Origin of the sequence: Streptomyces sp. NPDC057307, from assembly GCF_042667665.1 — a bacterium.
Taxonomy (GTDB): domain Bacteria; phylum Actinomycetota; class Actinomycetes; order Streptomycetales; family Streptomycetaceae; genus Streptomyces.
Map to the genome: position 1 here is coordinate 1 of NZ_JBHUZM010000042.1, position 16,955 is coordinate 16,955.

The 16,955-nt window shown below is 70.4% G+C and carries 14 protein-coding genes; 11 read left to right on the forward strand and 3 right to left on the reverse strand.

Annotated elements, in window-relative coordinates:
• Positions 1–119 precede the first annotated feature (119 nt).
• Complete coding sequence (locus ACFUN8_RS17310; RefSeq protein ID WP_383637606.1) at positions 120–1,958, forward strand: ABC transporter transmembrane domain-containing protein; 1,839 nt, start codon at positions 120–122, stop codon at positions 1,956–1,958.
• Positions 1,955–3,745 carry an ABC transporter ATP-binding protein gene (locus ACFUN8_RS17315; protein WP_383637608.1) on the forward strand — a complete coding sequence of 597 codons (1,791 nt, stop codon included), beginning with the start codon at positions 1,955–1,957 and terminating at the stop codon, positions 3,743–3,745. The genes ACFUN8_RS17310 and ACFUN8_RS17315 overlap by 4 nt, the downstream gene beginning before the upstream one ends.
• A 195-nt stretch (positions 3,746–3,940) precedes the next feature.
• Here the strand turns inward: ACFUN8_RS17315 and ACFUN8_RS17320 are convergent, their stop codons facing one another.
• Positions 3,941–4,732 carry a metal-dependent hydrolase gene (locus ACFUN8_RS17320; RefSeq protein ID WP_383637611.1) on the reverse strand — a complete coding sequence of 264 codons (792 nt, stop codon included), beginning with the start codon at positions 4,730–4,732 and terminating at the stop codon, positions 3,941–3,943.
• A gap of 168 nt (positions 4,733–4,900) precedes the next feature.
• On the opposite strand from ACFUN8_RS17320, the gene ACFUN8_RS17325 reads away from it, so the two are divergent.
• The 4 genes from ACFUN8_RS17325 to ACFUN8_RS17340 all read left to right on the forward strand — a co-directional run bounded on the left by ACFUN8_RS17325 (position 4,901) and on the right by ACFUN8_RS17340 (position 9,514).
• A complete protein-coding gene (locus ACFUN8_RS17325; protein WP_383637614.1) occupies positions 4,901–7,423 on the forward strand; it encodes a DEAD/DEAH box helicase in 2,523 nt (840 codons plus the stop codon).
• Between the two features lie 41 nt (positions 7,424–7,464).
• A complete protein-coding gene (locus ACFUN8_RS17330) occupies positions 7,465–8,340 on the forward strand; it encodes an acyl-CoA thioesterase (RefSeq protein ID WP_383637616.1) in 876 nt (291 codons plus the stop codon).
• Positions 8,341–8,391: 51 nt separating this feature from the next.
• Positions 8,392–8,880 (forward strand): glutathione peroxidase, encoded by a 489-nt coding sequence (locus ACFUN8_RS17335; RefSeq protein ID WP_383637619.1) that lies wholly within the window; start codon positions 8,392–8,394, stop codon positions 8,878–8,880.
• 139 nt (positions 8,881–9,019) lie between these two features.
• Complete coding sequence (locus ACFUN8_RS17340; RefSeq protein ID WP_383637622.1) at positions 9,020–9,514, forward strand: excalibur calcium-binding domain-containing protein; 495 nt, start codon at positions 9,020–9,022, stop codon at positions 9,512–9,514.
• Between the two features lie 188 nt (positions 9,515–9,702).
• Here ACFUN8_RS17340 and ACFUN8_RS17345 read toward each other — a convergent pair whose 3' ends face one another.
• On the reverse strand, positions 9,703–10,938 hold the full coding sequence (locus ACFUN8_RS17345; protein WP_383637625.1) for an acyl-CoA dehydrogenase family protein: 1,236 nt from the start codon (positions 10,936–10,938) through the stop codon (positions 9,703–9,705).
• Positions 10,939–11,091: 153 nt separating this feature from the next.
• On the opposite strand from ACFUN8_RS17345, the gene ACFUN8_RS17350 reads away from it, so the two are divergent.
• A complete protein-coding gene (locus ACFUN8_RS17350) occupies positions 11,092–11,745 on the forward strand; it encodes a TetR family transcriptional regulator (RefSeq protein ID WP_383637628.1) in 654 nt (217 codons plus the stop codon).
• A gap of 35 nt (positions 11,746–11,780) precedes the next feature.
• Here the strand turns inward: ACFUN8_RS17350 and def are convergent, their stop codons facing one another.
• The gene (gene def / locus ACFUN8_RS17355; RefSeq protein WP_383637631.1) at positions 11,781–12,317 is read right to left on the reverse strand and encodes a peptide deformylase; all 537 of its coding nucleotides are present in this window, start codon (positions 12,315–12,317) and stop codon (positions 11,781–11,783) included.
• 189 nt (positions 12,318–12,506) lie between these two features.
• Here def and ACFUN8_RS17360 point away from each other — a divergent pair, with 189 nt between their 5' ends.
• The 4 genes from ACFUN8_RS17360 to ACFUN8_RS17375 are packed head-to-tail and all read left to right on the forward strand — an operon-like array spanning position 12,507 to position 16,933.
• A complete protein-coding gene (locus ACFUN8_RS17360; protein ID WP_383637634.1) occupies positions 12,507–13,796 on the forward strand; it encodes an ROK family protein in 1,290 nt (429 codons plus the stop codon).
• Between the two features lie 5 nt (positions 13,797–13,801).
• The gene (locus ACFUN8_RS17365; RefSeq protein ID WP_383637637.1) at positions 13,802–15,091 is read left to right on the forward strand and encodes an extracellular solute-binding protein; all 1,290 of its coding nucleotides are present in this window, start codon (positions 13,802–13,804) and stop codon (positions 15,089–15,091) included.
• A 16-nt stretch (positions 15,092–15,107) separates the two neighbouring features.
• Complete coding sequence (locus tag ACFUN8_RS17370) at positions 15,108–16,082, forward strand: carbohydrate ABC transporter permease (RefSeq protein ID WP_383637640.1); 975 nt, start codon at positions 15,108–15,110, stop codon at positions 16,080–16,082.
• Complete coding sequence (locus ACFUN8_RS17375; RefSeq protein WP_383637643.1) at positions 16,079–16,933, forward strand: carbohydrate ABC transporter permease; 855 nt, start codon at positions 16,079–16,081, stop codon at positions 16,931–16,933. Before ACFUN8_RS17370 ends, ACFUN8_RS17375 begins: the two co-directional genes overlap by 4 nt.
• Positions 16,934–16,955 lie beyond the last annotated feature (22 nt).

Consider the following 16,955-nt stretch of genomic DNA (forward strand, 5'->3'; position numbering starts at 1 on the left):
GGCCGGGCCCCGTCGCGTTTCACTCCCACGTGGCCGAGAAGCGAATAATCGATTGCCCCGGACCGTCCCCGAGGGACAACCTTGCACGGTTTGGGCCATCCACGACTCACTGGGACGTCATGCAGATTCGCGATCTTCCGTATCCCGATCCCGGGACACCCGATGCCCGGTCAGGACCGCGTTTCCTGTACTGGCTCGGGCGCAATCAGCTGCGTGGCCAGCTCAAATCGCTCTCCTGGGGACTGCTGCACCAACTGGGCGTCGCCGGGCTGCCGCTGGGTGCCGGACTCGCCGTACAGGCCGTGGTGGACCGCTCGGGCGCGCGGCTCGCGCTGGCCGGGGTCGTCATCGCCCTCTTCGGCGCCGCGATCACCGTCGGCGACACGATGCTGCACCGCGCGGCGGTCACCAACTGGATCACCGCGGCGTCCCGCGTCCAGCAGTTGCTGTCCCGCAAGACCGCCGAACTGGGTTCGGCGCTGACCCGCCGGGTCGCGGCCGGCGAGGTGGTCGCCGTGTCGACGGGGGACGTCGAGAAGATCGGCTGGTTCGTCGAGGCGCTGTCGCGCTTCCTGGCGGCCGCCGTCGCGATCGTCGTGGTCTGCGTCGGCCTCGTGCTGTATCTGCCGTCGATCGGCGCGGTCGTGGCCATCGGGATGCCGGTGCTGGCCCTCGCCGTACTGCCGCTGCTCCCCCGCGCCACCCGGCGCGCCGACGTCCAGCGCGACAAGGCGGGCCGGGCCACCGAGCTGGCCGCCGACACGGTGGCCGGACTGCGGGTGCTGCGCGGCATCGGCGGCGAGGAGCTGTTCCTCACGCGCTACCGGGAAGCGTCGCAGGAGGTCCGCGAGGCGGCCGTCCGCAGCGCCCGTATGTGGGCGCTGATCTCGGCGATCCAGGTCTTCCTGCCGGGCGTGCTGCTGATCACGGTGGTCTGGTACGGCGCGCTCCTCGCGGGCGACGGCCGGATCTCGGTCGGCGAGCTGGTCACCGTGTACAGCGCGGTCACACTGCTGCTCTTCCCGCTCCGGCACTTCGAGGAGATCGCCATGGCGTACTCCTTCTCGCGTCCCTCGGCGACGCGCGCGGCCCGTGTGCTGCGGCTGGAGCGGACCTCCTACGAGGACGAGCGCGGCGGTCTCGATGACGCCCGGCCCACCGGTGACCTCTACGACCCGGCCACCGGCATGCTCGCCCGCGCCGGGCGGCTGACCGCCGTCGTGTGCGGCGACCCCGACGCGGCCGGACGGCTGGCCGAACGGCTGGGCGGACACGCGGCGGAGGACGAGAAGAGCCCGTCCGTACTGCTGGGTTCGGTGGCGCTCGACGACCTCCCGCTGGACGCGGCGCGCGCCTCCGTCCTCGTACAGGACAAGGATCCGGTGCTGCTGTCCGGCACCCTCACCGAGCTGCTGGACGTGCCCGCGTCCGGGGCCGTGGAGCCGAAGGACGCCCTGGACGCCGCGCAGTGCGACGACGTGCTGGCCGCGCTCGGCCAGGCGTCGGTGGACGGCACCGGCGACCCGCTGCGCTCGCGCATCACCGAGCGCGGCCGGTCGCTCTCCGGCGGGCAGCGCCAACGGCTCGCGCTGGCCCGCTCGCTGGTCGCCGACCCGGAGGTGCTGGTCCTGGACGAGCCCACGTCGGCCGTGGACTCGCACACGGAGGCGCGGATCGCGGAAGGTGTCCGGCGGCTGCGCAGCGGTCGTACGACGGTCGTGTTCGCCTCGTCGCCGCTGCTGCTCGACCGCGCGGACACCGTGGTGTTCGTCCACGACGGGAAGGTCGCGGCGACGGGGGGACACCGGGAGCTGCTGCGGGACGACCCGCGCTATCTGAATGTCGTCACCCGGCAGACGGACGACGAGACGGAGAACCAGGACGGGACGGGTGGCGGCCTCGTGCCGACACCGCTCGCGACACGGGAACAGCTGGCAGAGATCGAGGAATCCGCATGATCGGCGTGGCACCACCGGAGTACGACCCGTCGGCACCGGAGTCGGCCACGACCCTGCCCGTCGCCCGCCCGGCGACGGTGCGGAGCTATGTCGTGGAGCTGCTGCGGCGCCATCGCAAGGCGTTCGGCCTGCTCATCGCGGTCAACGCGGTCGCGGTGATCGCGTCCATGGCGGGGCCGTATCTGCTCGGCGGCGTCGTCGAGGACCTGTCCGAGGGCGCGAAGGGGGCCAAGGAGCTGCATCTGGAGCGCACCGCGGTCATCTTCGCGGGCGCGCTGATCGTCCAGACCGTCTTCACCCGGATGATGCGGCTGCGTGCCGCGATGCTCGGCGAGGAGATGCTGGCGGACCTGCGCGAGGACTTCCTCGTACGGTCGGTACGGCTGCCCCCCGGCGTCCTTGAGCGCGCCGGGACCGGCGACCTGCTGTCCCGGATCACCACGGACATCGACCGGCTGGCCAACGCGATGCGCGAGGCCGTGCCCCAGCTGGCGATCGGCGTGGTGTGGGCGGGACTGCTGATCGGCGCGCTGGCGGTCACCGCGCCGCCGCTGGCGCTCGCGGTGGTGGTGGCGCTGCCGCTGCTGGTCGTGGGCTGCCGCTGGTACTTCAGGCGGGCGCCGTCGGCGTACCGCTCCGAGGCCGCGGGTTACGCGGCGGTCGCCGCCGTGCTCGCCGAGACGATCGACGCCGGGCGGACCGTCGAGGCGCACCGCCTCGGCCGCCGCCGGGTGGCGCTGTCCGACCGGCGTATCAAGGAGTGGACGGCGTGGGAGCGGTACAACCTCTGGCTGCGGTCGGTGCTGTTCCCGGTCATCAACCTCACCCATGTCACGATCTTCCTGGCGACGCTGGTGGGCGGCGGTGTCTTCGTACTGCAGGGCTGGATCACGGTCGGACAGCTGACGACCGGTGCGCTGTTCGCGCAGATGCTGGTCGACCCGGTCGGTCTCATCCTGCGCTGGTACGACGAGTTGCAGGTGGCACAGGTGTCGCTCGCCCGCCTCGTCGGCGTACGCGAGATCGAGCCGGACGACGGTGACGAGAAGGTCGTACCGGACGGCAGGGACGTCAGCGCCGACCGGGTCAACTTCGGTTACCGCGAGGGCGTCGACGTCCTTCACGAGGTGACGCTGGACGTCGCCCCCGGCACCCGCGTCGCGCTGGTCGGACCGTCCGGGGCGGGCAAGTCGACTCTGGGGCGGCTGCTGGCGGGGATCTACGCCCCGCGGACGGGCCGGATCACGCTCGGCGAGGCCGAGCTGTCGCGGATGCCCGCGGAGCGGGTGCGCGGCCATGTCGCCCTGGTCAACCAGGAGCACCACGTCTTCGTGGGGTCGATGCGCGACAATCTGCGGCTGGCCCGCGCGGACGCGGCGGACGCCGAGCTGTGGGCGGCGCTGGGCGCGGTCGACGCGGACGGCTGGGCCCGCGCGCTCGACGGCGGACTCGACACCGAGGTCGGCTCCGGCGGTACGACGCTCACGCCCGCGCAGGCGCAGCAGATCGCGCTGGCGCGGCTGGTGCTGGCGGACCCGCACACGCTGGTCCTGGACGAGGCGACGTCGCTGCTCGATCCGCGCGCCGCGCGTCATCTGGAGCGGTCGCTGGCGAAGGTTTTGGACGGCCGTACGGTCGTGGCCATCGCGCACCGGCTGCACACCGCGCACGACGCGGACGTGATCGCGGTGGTGGAGGAGGGCCGGATCAGCGAGCTGGGCAGCCACGACGAACTGGTGGCGGCGGACGGCGCGTACGCGGCGCTGTGGCGCTCCTGGCACGGCTGAGGCGCGGATCGGGGGCGGGGCCGGAGCCCGGATCGGGCGGGGGCGGGCCCCGTCGGGGCCGCGCTCCTCGGCGCCCCCCGACGGAGGACGATTCACGCCGCCACGCCGAGGCGGTGGCCGACGTCGTCGTGCGCCGTCTCCGCGTCCGGTGGCGCCCGCGCGCTTCTTCGAGGTCGGGGGCAGGGGGGCAGGCGCTCAGATCACGTTCAGCGCCGCCGCGGCTCCCACCCCGCCGAGCAGCATGAACACCGGCATCAGCACCTTCAGCTCCACCCAGCTCCCGGCCCTGAACCGGATCGCCTTCGGCGGCCCGATCGGGTACCAGCGCTTGCGCCCCACCGGGATCGGCCACAGGATCGGGCAGCCCGACACCGTCAGCGCGTCCCCGACGCAGTGCACCAGCGAACCGAGGACGATCGGCAGCCCCAGCCACAGATACTCCTGACCGGGCGCGGTGAACAGCCAGTCCGAGCCGTTGCCGGGCTTGTCCAGCACGCCGGCCAGGATCCACGCGCTCGTCGCGCCGAGCAGCCACACGAGTACGTCGCTCGACACCCGCGCCGCCCGCCACAGCAGCCCTTCGACGGCGAGCACCATATGGACGAACAGCAGCGCGAGCACCGCCCACCGGCCACCGAGGACCGCGAGCGCGGAGGCCCCGCCGCCGATCATGACGGCCCAGAGCCAGGTGTGCGTGAGGGTGCGGTGGCCACCGGTCCGCCGGGCGTCGGCAGGTTTCCTCGTCGCCTTGTAGACGGCGAACGACAGCTTGTCGACGATGCCGCACAGCGCCTTGGACACCGGCCCGAACGCCCGCGAGATCGTCGCCGACTTGTGGTCCAGGTCGGGGGCGAGCGCCGCCCCCGCGCAGATCAGCGCGCCCACGACCAGCACCGGCCAGGGCATGGTGCGGTCGGCCGCCGCCGCGGCGGCTCCCACCCCCAGCCAGGCCGCCGCGCCCGACAGCGAGTGCGCCGGTCCCATCATGGTCGTCCCCGCATGGTCGATCCCCGCCCCGTCGTCGCTGTGGTGATGCGTGCTGAAGGGCCCACCGCCGTTGCGGAAAGGCCCAGTTGACAGGGCAGCGTATCGCCCGTGATCTTCGGCCCGTCCTCCGGTTCCCTCATCGGGGCCGAAGGCAGGCAAGATGGGGGTGTGACCCTTATTGATCAGCTCCCGAAGGACGCCGACCCCGATGCCCTCTTCGAGGCCTTCTCGTCATGGGCCGAGGGCGAGGGCATCACGCTCTATCCGGCTCAGGAGGAGGCGCTGATCGAGGTGGTCTCCGGGGCCAACGTGATCGTCTCCACCCCCACCGGCTCCGGGAAGAGCCTGATCGCGGCGGGTGCGCACTTCACGGCGCTGGCCCAGGACAAGGTCACCTTCTACAGCGCCCCGATCAAGGCGCTGGTGTCGGAGAAGTTCTTCGACCTGTGCAAGCTCTTCGGTACGGAGAACGTCGGCATGCTGACGGGCGACGCGTCCGTGAACGCCGACGCGCCGGTCATCTGCTGCACGGCGGAGGTGCTGGCGTCGATCGCCCTGCGCGACGGCAAGCACGCCGACATCGGCCAGGTCGTGATGGACGAGTTCCACTTCTACGCGGAGCCTGACCGCGGCTGGGCCTGGCAGATCCCGATCCTGGAGCTGCCGCAGGCGCAGTTCATCCTGATGTCGGCGACGCTCGGCGACATGTCGCGGTTCGAGGAGGACCTGACCCGCCGTACGGGCCGGCCCACCTCCGTCGTCCGCTCCGCGACCCGCCCGGTGCCGCTGAGTTACGAGTACCGCCTCACCCCGATCACCGAGACGCTGACCGAACTGCTGGAGACCCGTCAGGCGCCGGTCTACATCGTGCACTTCACCCAGGCGGCGGCCGTCGAGCGCGCGCAGTCGCTGATGAGCATCAACATGTGCACACGCGAGGAGAAGGACCGGATCGCCGATCTGATCGGCAACTTCCGCTTCACCACCAAGTTCGGCCGCAATCTCTCCCGTTACGTGCGCCACGGCATCGGGGTGCACCACGCGGGGATGCTGCCGAAGTACCGCCGTCTCGTCGAAAAGCTGGCGCAGGCCGGTCTGTTGAAGGTGATCTGCGGTACGGACACGCTCGGCGTCGGCGTCAACGTCCCCATCCGTACGGTGCTGTTCACCGCCCTCACCAAGTACGACGGCACCCGCGTACGCACGCTGCGCGCCCGTGAGTTCCACCAGATCGCGGGCCGGGCCGGCCGGGCCGGTTTCGACACGGCGGGCTTCGTCGTCGCGCAGGCGCCCGAGCATGTCGTGGAGAACGAGAAGGCGCTCGCCAAGGCGGGCGACGACCCGAAGAAGCGCCGCAAGGTGGTCCGCAAGAAGGCCCCGGAGGGCTTCGTCGCCTGGTCGGAGACGACGTTCGACAAACTGATCGGCTCCGACCCCGAGCCCCTGACCTCCCGCTTCCGGGTCACCCACACCATGCTGCTGTCGGTCATCGCGCGGCCCGGCAACGCCTTCGAGGCGATGCGCCATCTCCTGGAGGACAACCACGAGCCGCGCAAGCAGCAGCTGCGGCACATCAGGCGCGCGATCGCCATCTACCGGTCGCTGCTGGACGGCGGCGTGGTGGAGCGCCTGGAGACCCCGGACGCCGAGGGCCGCATCATCCGGCTCACCGTCGACCTCCAGCAGAACTTCGCGCTCAACCAGCCGCTGTCGACCTTCGCGCTGGCCGCGTTCGAACTGCTGGACCCGGGCTCGCCCTCGTACGCGCTGGACATGGTCTCCGTCGTCGAGTCGACGCTGGACGATCCCCGGCAGATCCTCGCCGCGCAGCAGAACAAGGCGCGCGGCGAGGCGATCGGCCAGATGAAGGCCGACGGGGTCGAGTACGAGGAACGGATGGAGCGGCTGCAGGAGTTCACGTACCCGAAGCCGCTGGAGGAACTGCTGTGGCACGCGTACGAGGTCTACCGCACCAGCCATCCGTGGGTCGGCGACCACCCGGTGTCGCCGAAGTCCGTCATCCGTGACATGTACGAACGGGCCATGACCTTCACGGAGTTCACGTCCCACTACGAACTGGCGCGCACCGAGGGCATCGTGCTGCGCTATCTCGCGGGCGCGTACAAGGCGTTCGAGCACACCATCCCCGACGATCTGAAGTCGGAGGACCTGGAGGACCTGATCGCCTGGCTCGGCGAGATGGTGCGGCAGGTCGACTCCAGCCTCCTCGACGAGTGGGAGCAACTGGCCAACCCGGAGGTGGAGACGGCCGAACAGGCGCAGGAGAAGGCCGACCAGGTCAAGCCGGTCACCGCCAACGGGCGCGCGTTCCGGGTGCTGGTGCGCAACGCGATGTTCCGCCGGGTCGAGCTGGCGGCCCTCGACAAGACCTACGAACTGGGCGAGCTGGACGCCGAGTCGGGCTGGGACGCGGACGCCTGGGGCGAGGCGATGGACGGGTACTGGGACGAGTACGACGAGCTGGGCACCGGTCCCGACGCGCGCGGCCCGAAGCTGCTCGGTATCGAGGAGGACCCGGAGCACGGCCTGTGGCGGGTCCGGCAGTCGTTCGCCGATCCGAACGGCGACCACGACTGGGGCATCAGCGCGGAGGTCGACCTCGCCGCGTCCGACGAGGAGGGCCGGGCCGTGGTCCGCGTGACCTCCGTGGGCCAGCTGTCCGCCGGCTGAGCCCCTTCCCCGGCACTTGAGAACACTGGAGAACGAGAACGATGACGACGAATCCCGCCGAGCGGCTGGTCGATCTGCTCGATCTTGAGCGGATCGAGGTCAACATCTTCCGCGGGCGGAGCCCGGACGAGTCGCTGCAGCGGGTCTTCGGCGGCCAGGTCGCCGGCCAGGCCCTGGTGGCGGCCGGGCGCACCACGGACGGCGACCGCCCGGTCAACTCGCTGCACGCCTACTTCCTGCGCCCCGGCCGGCCGGGCGTGCCGATCGTCTATCAGGTCGAGCGGGTGCGGGACGGCCGGTCGTTCACGACGCGCCGGGTCACGGCGGTGCAGGAGGGCCGGACGATCTTCAATCTGACGGCGTCCTTCCACCACGCGGAGGAGGGCGGCTTCGAGCACCAGTTGCCGCCGCGTCTCGACTTCCCGGACCCCGAGTCGCTGCCGACGGTGGTGGACGAGGTCCGTGAGCACTTGGGCGAGCTGCCCGAGGCGTACCAGCGGATGGCGCGCCGCCAGCCGTTCGACATCCGCTACGCGGACCGGCTGCGCTGGACGCCGGAGGAGGTCAGGGACGCCGATCCGCGCAGCGCGGTGTGGATGCGCGCGGTGGGTCCGCTGGGCGACGACCCGCTGGTGCACACGTGCGCGCTGACGTACGCGAGCGACATGACGCTGCTGGACGCGGTCCGTATCCCGGTCGAGCCGCTGTGGGGGCCGCGCGGGTACGACATGGCGTCGCTGGACCACGCGATGTGGTTCCACCGGCCGTTCCGCGCGGACGAGTGGTTCCTGTACGACCAGGAGTCGCCGATCGCGACCGGCGGGCGGGGTCTGGCCCGGGGCCGTATCTACGACCGCTCGGGCCGGCTGCTGGTCTCGGTCGTCCAGGAGGGGCTGTTCCGCAAGCTCGCCGGCTGAAGCGCGACAATGGACGGGATAACGGGACCGACTGCTTCCGAGGAGACCTTGATGACTCTGTACGACATCCCGCTGCGCACCCTGACCGGTGAGGCCACGTCCCTGGCCGCGTACAAGGGCCGGGCGGTGCTGGTGGTGAACGTCGCGTCGAAGTGCGGCCTCACCCCGCAGTACGCGGGCCTGGAGCGGCTCCAGCAGACGTACGGCGACCGGGGCCTGACGGTCGTGGGCGTGCCCTGCAACCAGTTCGCGGGCCAGGAGCCGGGCAGCGCCGAGGAGATCGAGACGTTCTGCTCGACGACGTACGGCGTGAGCTTCCCGCTGCTGGAGAAGTCCGAGGTCAACGGCGAGAACCGGCACCCGCTGTACCGGGCGCTGACGGAGAAGGCCGACGCCGAGGGCGAGGCGGGCGACGTGCAGTGGAACTTCGAGAAGTTCCTGATCTCCCCCGACGGCGAGGTCGTGGGCCGCATCCGCCCCCGTACGGAGCCGGAGGCCCCGGAGGTCATCACGGCGATCGAGGCCCAACTCCCCGCGTAGCGCGAATTCTTGACACCGGTGCATCCACCATGCATTCACGTCTTCATCACAGTTGCGCCACAACCGGAACGAGGGTCGTACAAGGGGGCGAGTCACGCCGTTACGGTCATCCCCTCACGAAGCAGCCCTTGGGGGACACATGAGCTTTTCGCCACCTGCCGCGCCCGGCCCGAACCCCTACGTCGGCCCGCCGGCGCCGCCGCCGGGCCGTCCGAAGTGGACGCGCAAGCGGGTACTCCTGCCGTCCGTGGCGGTGCTGTTCCTCCTGGGCGTCGTCATCGGCCAGGGGGACGACACGGCGGGGACGCAGAACGCGGCCGACGCGAAGCCGGGAGCGACGGCGACCGCGACCGCCACGGTGACCGCCTCCCCCGAACCGGCGGTGACCGAGACGGTGACGGCCGACCCGAAGCCGGCGCCCACGGTGACCAAGACGAAGACCGTCAGGGTGACGGTCGCGCCGGCCGCCGACGACAACGGCGACACCGGGGGGTCGGGCGGCTCCGGAGGCGACTCCACGTACTACGCCAACTGCACGGCCGTCCGCGCCGCGGGCGCCGCCCCGATCCGCTCGGGCGACCCGGGCTACGGCTCACACCTGGACCGCGACGGGGACGGCGTGGCCTGCGAGTGAGGTGCCGCCCGGGCTGTCCGGCGGACCTAGGGCCTGTCGTTCGGATCTTGCCGGGCTCGCGGTCCCTGGCACGCGCGCTTCCCGCGTTGTCGTCGGTCGGCATGGCTCCGCCATGCCTCCCTTCTCCGCCTTGGAATCGCACGCACCAGACCCCGCTCCCTGATCCGGCCTGATCCAAACGACAGGCCCTAGCGGATCGGCATCCCCGACAGCGTCCGGGCGATGACCAGGCGCTGGATCTCGCTCGTGCCTTCGAAGATCGTGTAGATCGCGCTGTCGCGGTGCATCCGTTCCACCGGGTACTCCCGGGTGAAGCCGTTGCCGCCGAGGATCTGGATCGCCTGCGCCGTGACCTGTTTGGCCGTCTCGCTCGCGTACAGCTTCGACATGGAGCCCTCGGCCGCGGTGAAGGGCTTGCCCGTGGCCGCCATCCAGGAGGCGCGCCACACGAGCAGCCGGGCCGCGTCGACGCGGGTACGCATGTCGACGAGCTGGAAGGCGATGCCCTGGTTGTCGATGATCGGGCGGCCGAACTGGGTGCGGGTCCTGGCGTAGTCGAGTGCCACCTCGTACGCGGCGCGGGCCGTGCCCACGGCCATGGCGCCGACCGCGGGGCGTGACGCCTCGAAGGTCGCCATGGCCGCGTTCTTCACGCGCTCGCCGCCGGCCCCCTTGGTCGCTTTGGCCTCGCGGGCGCGGGCCAGCCGCTCGTCCAGCTTCTCCTTGCCGCCGAGCAGGCAGTGGCCGGGGACGCGTACGTCCTCCAGGACCACTTCGGCCGTGTGCGACGCGCGGATGCCGTGCTTCTTGAACTTCTGGCCCTGGGAGAGGCCGGGCGTGGCGGGCGGCACGATGAACGAGGCGTGGCCCTTGGAGCCGGCCTCGGGATCGACGACGGCGACCACGACGTGGACGTTGGCGATGCCGCCGTTGGTCGCCCAGGTCTTGGTGCCGTTCAGCACCCATTCGTCCTTCGCCTCGTCGTAGACCGCGCGGGTGCGCATGGCCGCGACGTCCGATCCGGCGTCGGGCTCGGAGGAGCAGAACGCGGCGACCTTCACGTCGTGCACGTCGCCGTACATCTGCGGTATCCAGGTGCCGATCTGCTCGTCCGTGCCGTTGGCGAGGACGCCGACGGCGGCGAGTCCGGTGCCGACGATCGACAGGCCGATGCCCGCGTCACCCCAGAACAGTTCCTCCATCACCATGGGGATGGAGAGGCCCGTGGGGTCGAAGTACTGCTGTGCGTAGAAGTCGAGGGAATAGACACCGACCTTGGCGGCTTCCTGGATGACGGGCCACGGAGTCTCCTCGCGCTCGTCCCACTCGGCGGCCGCCGGGCGGACGACGTCGGCGGCGAACCCGTGGAGCCAGTCGCGTACTTGCTTCTGGTCGTCGTTGAGTTCGAAGCTGAACTCGGCCATCGTCTTCCTCCAGCACGGCTGTTACTTACGGTAACAACAGTCTGTTACCGACAAGTAGAGGATGTCAACCTGCGGCGGGCTGATCCGCGAGGACGGCGGGCTTGGTGTTACGTTGCCGGGGCGTCACGGAATCGCTCGGGCGGGGAGACACTCATGGGGACCACACAGCAGACCGACCAGCACCGCTCCGCGCATCAGCGGCGCCGCCAACTCCTGGAGGCCGCCGACCGGGTCGTGCTGCGTGACGGACCGAAAGCCTCCATGAACGCCATCGCGGCCGAGGCCGGTATCACCAAGCCGATCCTCTACCGCCACTTCGGCGACAAGGGCGGGCTCTACCGCGCCCTGGCGAAGCGTCATACGGACGCGCTGCTCAGCGCGTTGAAGGCGGCGCTCGACGCGCCCGCCGACCGCCGCGCGCGGGTGGAGGCCACGCTCGACACCTATCTCGCGGCGATCGAGGCGCGCCCCCAGGTGTACCGGTTCCTGATGCATCCGGCCGACGCCACCGCCGACGCCCAACTCCCCGAGCAGGGCTTCGACGTGGGCCGGCACTCGGCCCCGCTGTTGCGCCGGCTCGGCGAGGAACTGGCCATCGTCATCGAGGAACGGGTCGATCTCGGGCCCGACAGCGCGCAGTTGGCGCGCGTCTGGGGCCATGGCATCGTCGGCATGATGCACGCGGCCGGTGACTGGTGGCTCGGTGAACGCCCTTGCTCACGCGCCCAGTTGGCGAGCAGCCTGGCCGATCTGCTGTGGGGCAGGCTGTCGCTGGTGGACGACCGGGCGGGCAGTCCGGGGCTCTGACGCGGGATCCGGGCCGGTCCGGAGGGGCCGCGCGCTCAGCTCCAGGACGCGCGCCGCGCCGCCCGCAGCACCTTGGCCCGGCGAAGGCCCGTCAGCCGGTCCGGATAGACCAGCCCCTCCAGATGGTCGCACTCGTGCTGGAGACAGCGCCCGAAGAATCCGGTGCCGTCGATCCGTACCGGCGCGCCGTCCGCCGTCACGCCCTCCACCACCGCGTGGTCGAGCCGCTCCGTGCCCGCTTCGAGACCCGGCAGCGAGAGGCACCCCTCGGCGCCCCGTACGGCGACGCCGTCCGCCGACACCAGCCGGGGATTGACGACATGCCCGAGGTGGCGGACGTCCTCGTCGTCGGGGCAGTCGTAGACGAACACCTGTAGCGGCACACCGATCTGGTTCGCCGCGAGACCGACCCCGTTCGCCCGGTACATCGTCGCGAACAGATCCTCGACCAGTCGGGCCAGCTCCGGCCCGAAGTCGGTGACGGGCCCGCAGGGGCTGTGCAGGGTCGGGTCGCCGAGCAGTCGCAGCGGACGGACCCGCCCGGCACTGCCCGGGATCAGCCGGTTTCGCATGGTTCCGCCGTGAAGTCAGCCCCGGGGTGCCCGAGTTCGATCGCCGCCATCGCGCCAGCGTACGTCGGGACGGCGACGCCGGCCGCCCGCCCCGCGTTTACCGGAACGTGATGCGCCGCATGTCTGGTTTTCACCCCCGCCCTGTGCTTAAAGTAGCGCCATCGAATTAATCTCAGAGTGAGAGGAATTGTGGCAACTACCTCGCTCCCCCGCACCTCCAACCGCAGCGCCGTGATCGCGGCCCTGCTCTCCGGCGCGGACACGGACCGTCAGCGGCTCATCGCGGACACCGGCCTCAGCCGGGCCACGGTGTTCCGCATCGTGGACGACCTGATGGCCGAATCCCTCGCCCTGGAGGGTTTCCGAGTGCTCCGGGAAGGCCCCGGCAGACAGTCGACGTCCGTGAGTTTCAACCACCGCTCCGCCCTCGTCTGCGGAGTCGACCTCGGCGGCACCAACTGCCGTGTCGTGGTGGCGGACGCGCTGGGCCGCGCCGTCATCAGGAGCCGGGACACCACGCCGCGCGACGCGACGGCGGACGAACTCGCCGCCTGGGTGGCCGGCCGGGTCACCGACCTGGTCGACCGCCACGGCGACGGCATCCCACTGCACACCGTCACGATCGGCCTGCCGGGTGTCGTCACCGGCGACGGACGGTCCGTCGTGGCGTCGCACAATCTCGGCCAGATCAAGGGCACCGGCTTCATCGAGCGGGTCTCCGCCCTGCTGGGCGTCGAGACGGCGGTCGGCAACGACTCCAACCTCGCCCTGCGGGGCGAACTCCAGTACGGCTCGCTGCCGGACCGGGAGACCGCCGTGCTGCTCGCCATGGGCACCGGCCTCGGTTCCGCCGTCTCCATCGACGGACAGGTCCTGCTCGGCAGGACGGGCCTGCTCGGCGAGTTCGGCCGGCTCCCCCTGCCCGGCCGCGAGGAACGCCTGCGCGACCTCCTGTCCGGGGCCGACCTGGTGGCGTACGCCCGCGGCCAGGGGGTCCAGGTGCCCACGGCGCGGGCCCTGTTCGAGGACCCGGAGGCGTACGCGCCGCTGCTGGCCGAGGTGCACGGCGCGCTGGCCCATCTGGTCACCGTCGTCGCGCTCGCGTACGAGCCCGGCACCGTCGTCCTCACCGGCGGCTTCTCGGAGTCGTTCGACAGCGCGCGGCTGACCGCCATCAGCGACCAGGTCGCCGACACGGTCGGGGTCCGCAGCGCGGTGCGCAGCTCCGACCTCGGGGACTCGGCGGGCCTGCTCGGCTCGATGGCGTCCTCGCTCGGCCGGCTCTACGACTCGCTGGGCGTGAGCGCGGACGACGCGGCCTCCGTGGCCGTCGACCGCGAACTGGTCGTCCGCCGTCTCGCGGACTGCCCCACGGCCCCCTCGGCCCCCACGGCCGGCCCCGGTGCCCCCGGCACCACGTCCGACCAGGACGACAAGACCCCCCGCACCAGGCACGACGAGCAGATGGCAGAAGGGTGACAACGATGAACCGATCACGGACCCGGTGCGCACTCGCGGCGCTTCCGGTCCTCGCGCTCACGCTGACGGCGTGCGGCGGTGGCGGGGTGGCGAAGGCCGACTCCGACAACAAGCTGACGATCTGGATGATGACCGGCGGGCCGGGCGAGGACCCGCTGATCAAGGAAGCGACCGCCGAGTTCAAGAAGGACCACCCGGACATCGCGGTGGACATCGAGATACAGCAGTGGGACGGCGTCGCCACCAAGATCACCACGGCACTGGCCAGCGGCAACCCGCCGGACATCGTGGAGATGGGCAACACCCAGACCCCGCTGCAGACCTACTCCGGCGGTCTCGCCGATCTCACGGAGAGCAAGAAGTCCTTCGAAGGCTCCGCCGACTGGCTCACCGGTCTCTCCGGCCCCTCGGAGTACGACGGCAAGCTGTACGCCACGCCGCTCTACGGCGGCACCAAAGTGGTCATGTACAACAAGAAGATGTTCGCCGACGCGGGCATCAGCTCACCCCCGAAGACCCTCGCCGAACTCCAGGCGCACTGCGGCACCCTCGCCGAGTCGAACAAGGGCACGGCCAACTTCTCCGGCTTCTACGTGCCGGGCCAGTACTGGTTCAACGGCATGCCCTTCCTCTTCGCCAAGGGCGGCAAGATCGCCTCGCAGAAGGACGGCACCTGGCAGGCGGAGATGTCGTCGGCGGAGAACCAGGCCGGCCTCAAGGCGTGGAAGTCCTTCCAGAACACCTGCTCCACCCCGTCGTCCGTCGGCGTCAACACCGACAGCCCCGACCAGGACCAGCTGTTCGCCGACGGCAAGGCCGCCATGGCGTACGTCAAGGCGTGGGAGCCGGCCGCCGTCATCGAGAAGAACCCGAAGATGAAGGAGAACATCGGCTTCTTCGCCATGCCGGGCTACACAGAGTCGAGCGCGATGCCCGTGATCGTCTCCGGGTCGACCATCGGCATCGCCGCGGGCAGTCCCGACCGGGACGCCGCCGAGGACTGGCTGCGGATCGTCACCGGAAAGAAGTTCCAGCAGAAGATGGCGCTGAAGCTCAACCTGCTGCCGATCTCCCCGTCGTTCACCCCGGCCGGCGTGCCCGAGCAGCTGACCGTCGCCTCGCAGGCCAGCAAGGTGAGCCAACCGCTGCCCAACAGCCCCGGCGAGGCGACGCTGGAGACCGAGCGCTACAACGAACAGTTCTTCTCGAAGATCGCGAGCGGTGCCGACATCGGCTCGTCGTCGGCCGCGTACGACAAGCACGCGACGGACGCCTTCAACTCGCTGAGCGACTGACACCCCTGGACGCCTGATGGCACTCACTGAGAAGCACCGTCCGGTGCGCGCGCCGGACCGGGACCGCCGCACCGGGCCACCCGGCCGGCGCCGGCCGGCGCGCCGGACCCGGATGCTGCCGTGGGCGATGCTCGCCCCCGCGCTGGCCGCGCTCCTGCTGATCCAGGGTTATCCCCTGGTACGGCTGCTGACCCTGTCGACCCAGGAGTTCGGCCCCCGGTCGCTGTTCACCGGGAAGTCGGACTTCATCGGCCTGGACAACTTCACCCGGATCTTCACCGACGCCGACTTCCTGGCGGTCCTGCTGCGCACCGTGGTGTTCACGCTGGTGTGCGTGACGCTGTTGATGGTGCTGGGATTCCTGATCTCGCATCTGCTGATGACGATCTCGCCGTGGGCCCGCGTCGTCACCACCGTGTGTCTGGTGCTGGTGTGGGCGATGCCCATGGTGGCGGCGACCCTGGTCTGGCAGTGGATGTTCCAGCCGCAGTACGGCGTCGCCAACTGGCTGCTCACCCAGCTCCGGGTCTTCGGGGACATGTCGGTCTACGACTGGTTCTCCCATCCCACCCAGGCGCTGGGCCTGATCATCCTGCTGACGGTCTGGAAGGGCCTGCCGTTCGTGGCGCTGACCCTGTTCGCCGCGCGCGGCCAGATATCCGAGTCCCTGTACGAGGCGGCCCGCCTCGACGGTGCGGGGACGCTCCAGATGTTCCGCCACATCACCATTCCGATCATGCGGCCCGTCCTCGCGATCCTCACCATCCTCGAAGTGATCTGGTCGGTGAACTCGTTCACCCCGATCTGGGTGCTCACCCAGGGCGGCCCCGACGGGGCGACCACCACGCTCGGCGTGTACGCGTACATCACCGCGTTCAGCCGTAACGAGTACGGGAGCGGCGCGTCGGTCGCCGTGGTGACCGTGGTGATCCTCGCCCTGTTCTCCGTCGCCTACGTACGCAGGCTGTCCCGGCAGGGAGATGTCGTATGAGCGCCACCAAGACGTCACCACGCACGCCCGCGCGCAGGCGGCGCACCGTCAACAACGCGATCGCGATGGCGGTCTCCGCCGTGATGGTGTTCCCCGTCTACTGGATGGTGGCGACCGCGCTCAAGCAGCGGTCGGACATCCTCAGCGCCGTACCGAAGTTCATCCCCTGGCCGATCAGCCTGGAGAACTTCACCCGGGCGCTGGACAAACCCGGCTTCTGGATTTTCGTCCGCAACTCCCTGACGGTGACGGTCTCCTCGGTCGTCCTGTCACTGATCATCTCGCTGTTCGCGGCGATCGCGATCGCGCGGTTCCGGTTCGCCGGCCGCAAGGCGGTGCTGACCATTCTGGTGCTCGTGCAGATGGTCCCGGCGGCGGCCATGGTCATCCCGGTGTATCTGATGCTCCGGTCCGTCGGCGGGCTGGACTTCCTGCCCGGCCTGGTCTTCACGTACATGACCTTCGTGCTGCCGTTCACGATCTGGACGCTGCGCGGGTTCGTGGACGGTGTCCCCGTCGAGCTGGAGGAGGCCGCGCTCGTTGACGGGTGCGGGCGGTTCCAGATGTACGTACGGGTGCTGCTGCCCCTGCTGATGCCGGGCATCGTGGCGACCTCGATCTTCGCCTTCGTCAACGCGTGGGACGACTACATCTTCGCCTACGTGATCATGAAATCGCAGGACAACTACACGCTGCCGGTCTGGCTCGTGTCGTTCAAGACCTCGGAGAGCGTGGACTACGGCGCGATGATCGCGGCCTCCACGATCTTCTCCATCCCCGTACTCGTCTTCTTCCTGCTGGTGCAGCGCCGTCTCGTCGGCGGCATGACCAGCGGCGCGGTCAAGGGCTGACCGGCCCGGGGAGACCCGTACG

Bases quoted from the DNA above. Each gene is read 5' to 3' on its own strand.
- ACFUN8_RS17310 (WP_383637606.1), top strand. From the start codon at position 120: ATGCAGATTCGCGATCTTCCGTATCCCGATCCCGGGACACCCGATGCC.
- ACFUN8_RS17315 (WP_383637608.1), top strand. From the start codon at position 1,955: ATGATCGGCGTGGCACCACCGGAGTACGACCCGTCGGCACCGGAGTCG.
- ACFUN8_RS17320 (WP_383637611.1), bottom strand. From the start codon at position 4,732: ATGATGGGACCGGCGCACTCGCTGTCGGGCGCGGCGGCCTGGCTGGGG.
- ACFUN8_RS17330 (WP_383637616.1), top strand. From the start codon at position 7,465: ATGACGACGAATCCCGCCGAGCGGCTGGTCGATCTGCTCGATCTTGAG.
- ACFUN8_RS17335 (WP_383637619.1), top strand. From the start codon at position 8,392: ATGACTCTGTACGACATCCCGCTGCGCACCCTGACCGGTGAGGCCACG.
- ACFUN8_RS17340 (WP_383637622.1), top strand. From the start codon at position 9,020: ATGAGCTTTTCGCCACCTGCCGCGCCCGGCCCGAACCCCTACGTCGGC.
- ACFUN8_RS17345 (WP_383637625.1), bottom strand. From the start codon at position 10,938: ATGGCCGAGTTCAGCTTCGAACTCAACGACGACCAGAAGCAAGTACGC.
- ACFUN8_RS17350 (WP_383637628.1), top strand. From the start codon at position 11,092: ATGGGGACCACACAGCAGACCGACCAGCACCGCTCCGCGCATCAGCGG.
- def (WP_383637631.1), bottom strand. From the start codon at position 12,317: ATGCGAAACCGGCTGATCCCGGGCAGTGCCGGGCGGGTCCGTCCGCTG.
- ACFUN8_RS17365 (WP_383637637.1), top strand. From the start codon at position 13,802: ATGAACCGATCACGGACCCGGTGCGCACTCGCGGCGCTTCCGGTCCTC.
- ACFUN8_RS17370 (WP_383637640.1), top strand. From the start codon at position 15,108: ATGGCACTCACTGAGAAGCACCGTCCGGTGCGCGCGCCGGACCGGGAC.
- ACFUN8_RS17375 (WP_383637643.1), top strand. From the start codon at position 16,079: ATGAGCGCCACCAAGACGTCACCACGCACGCCCGCGCGCAGGCGGCGC.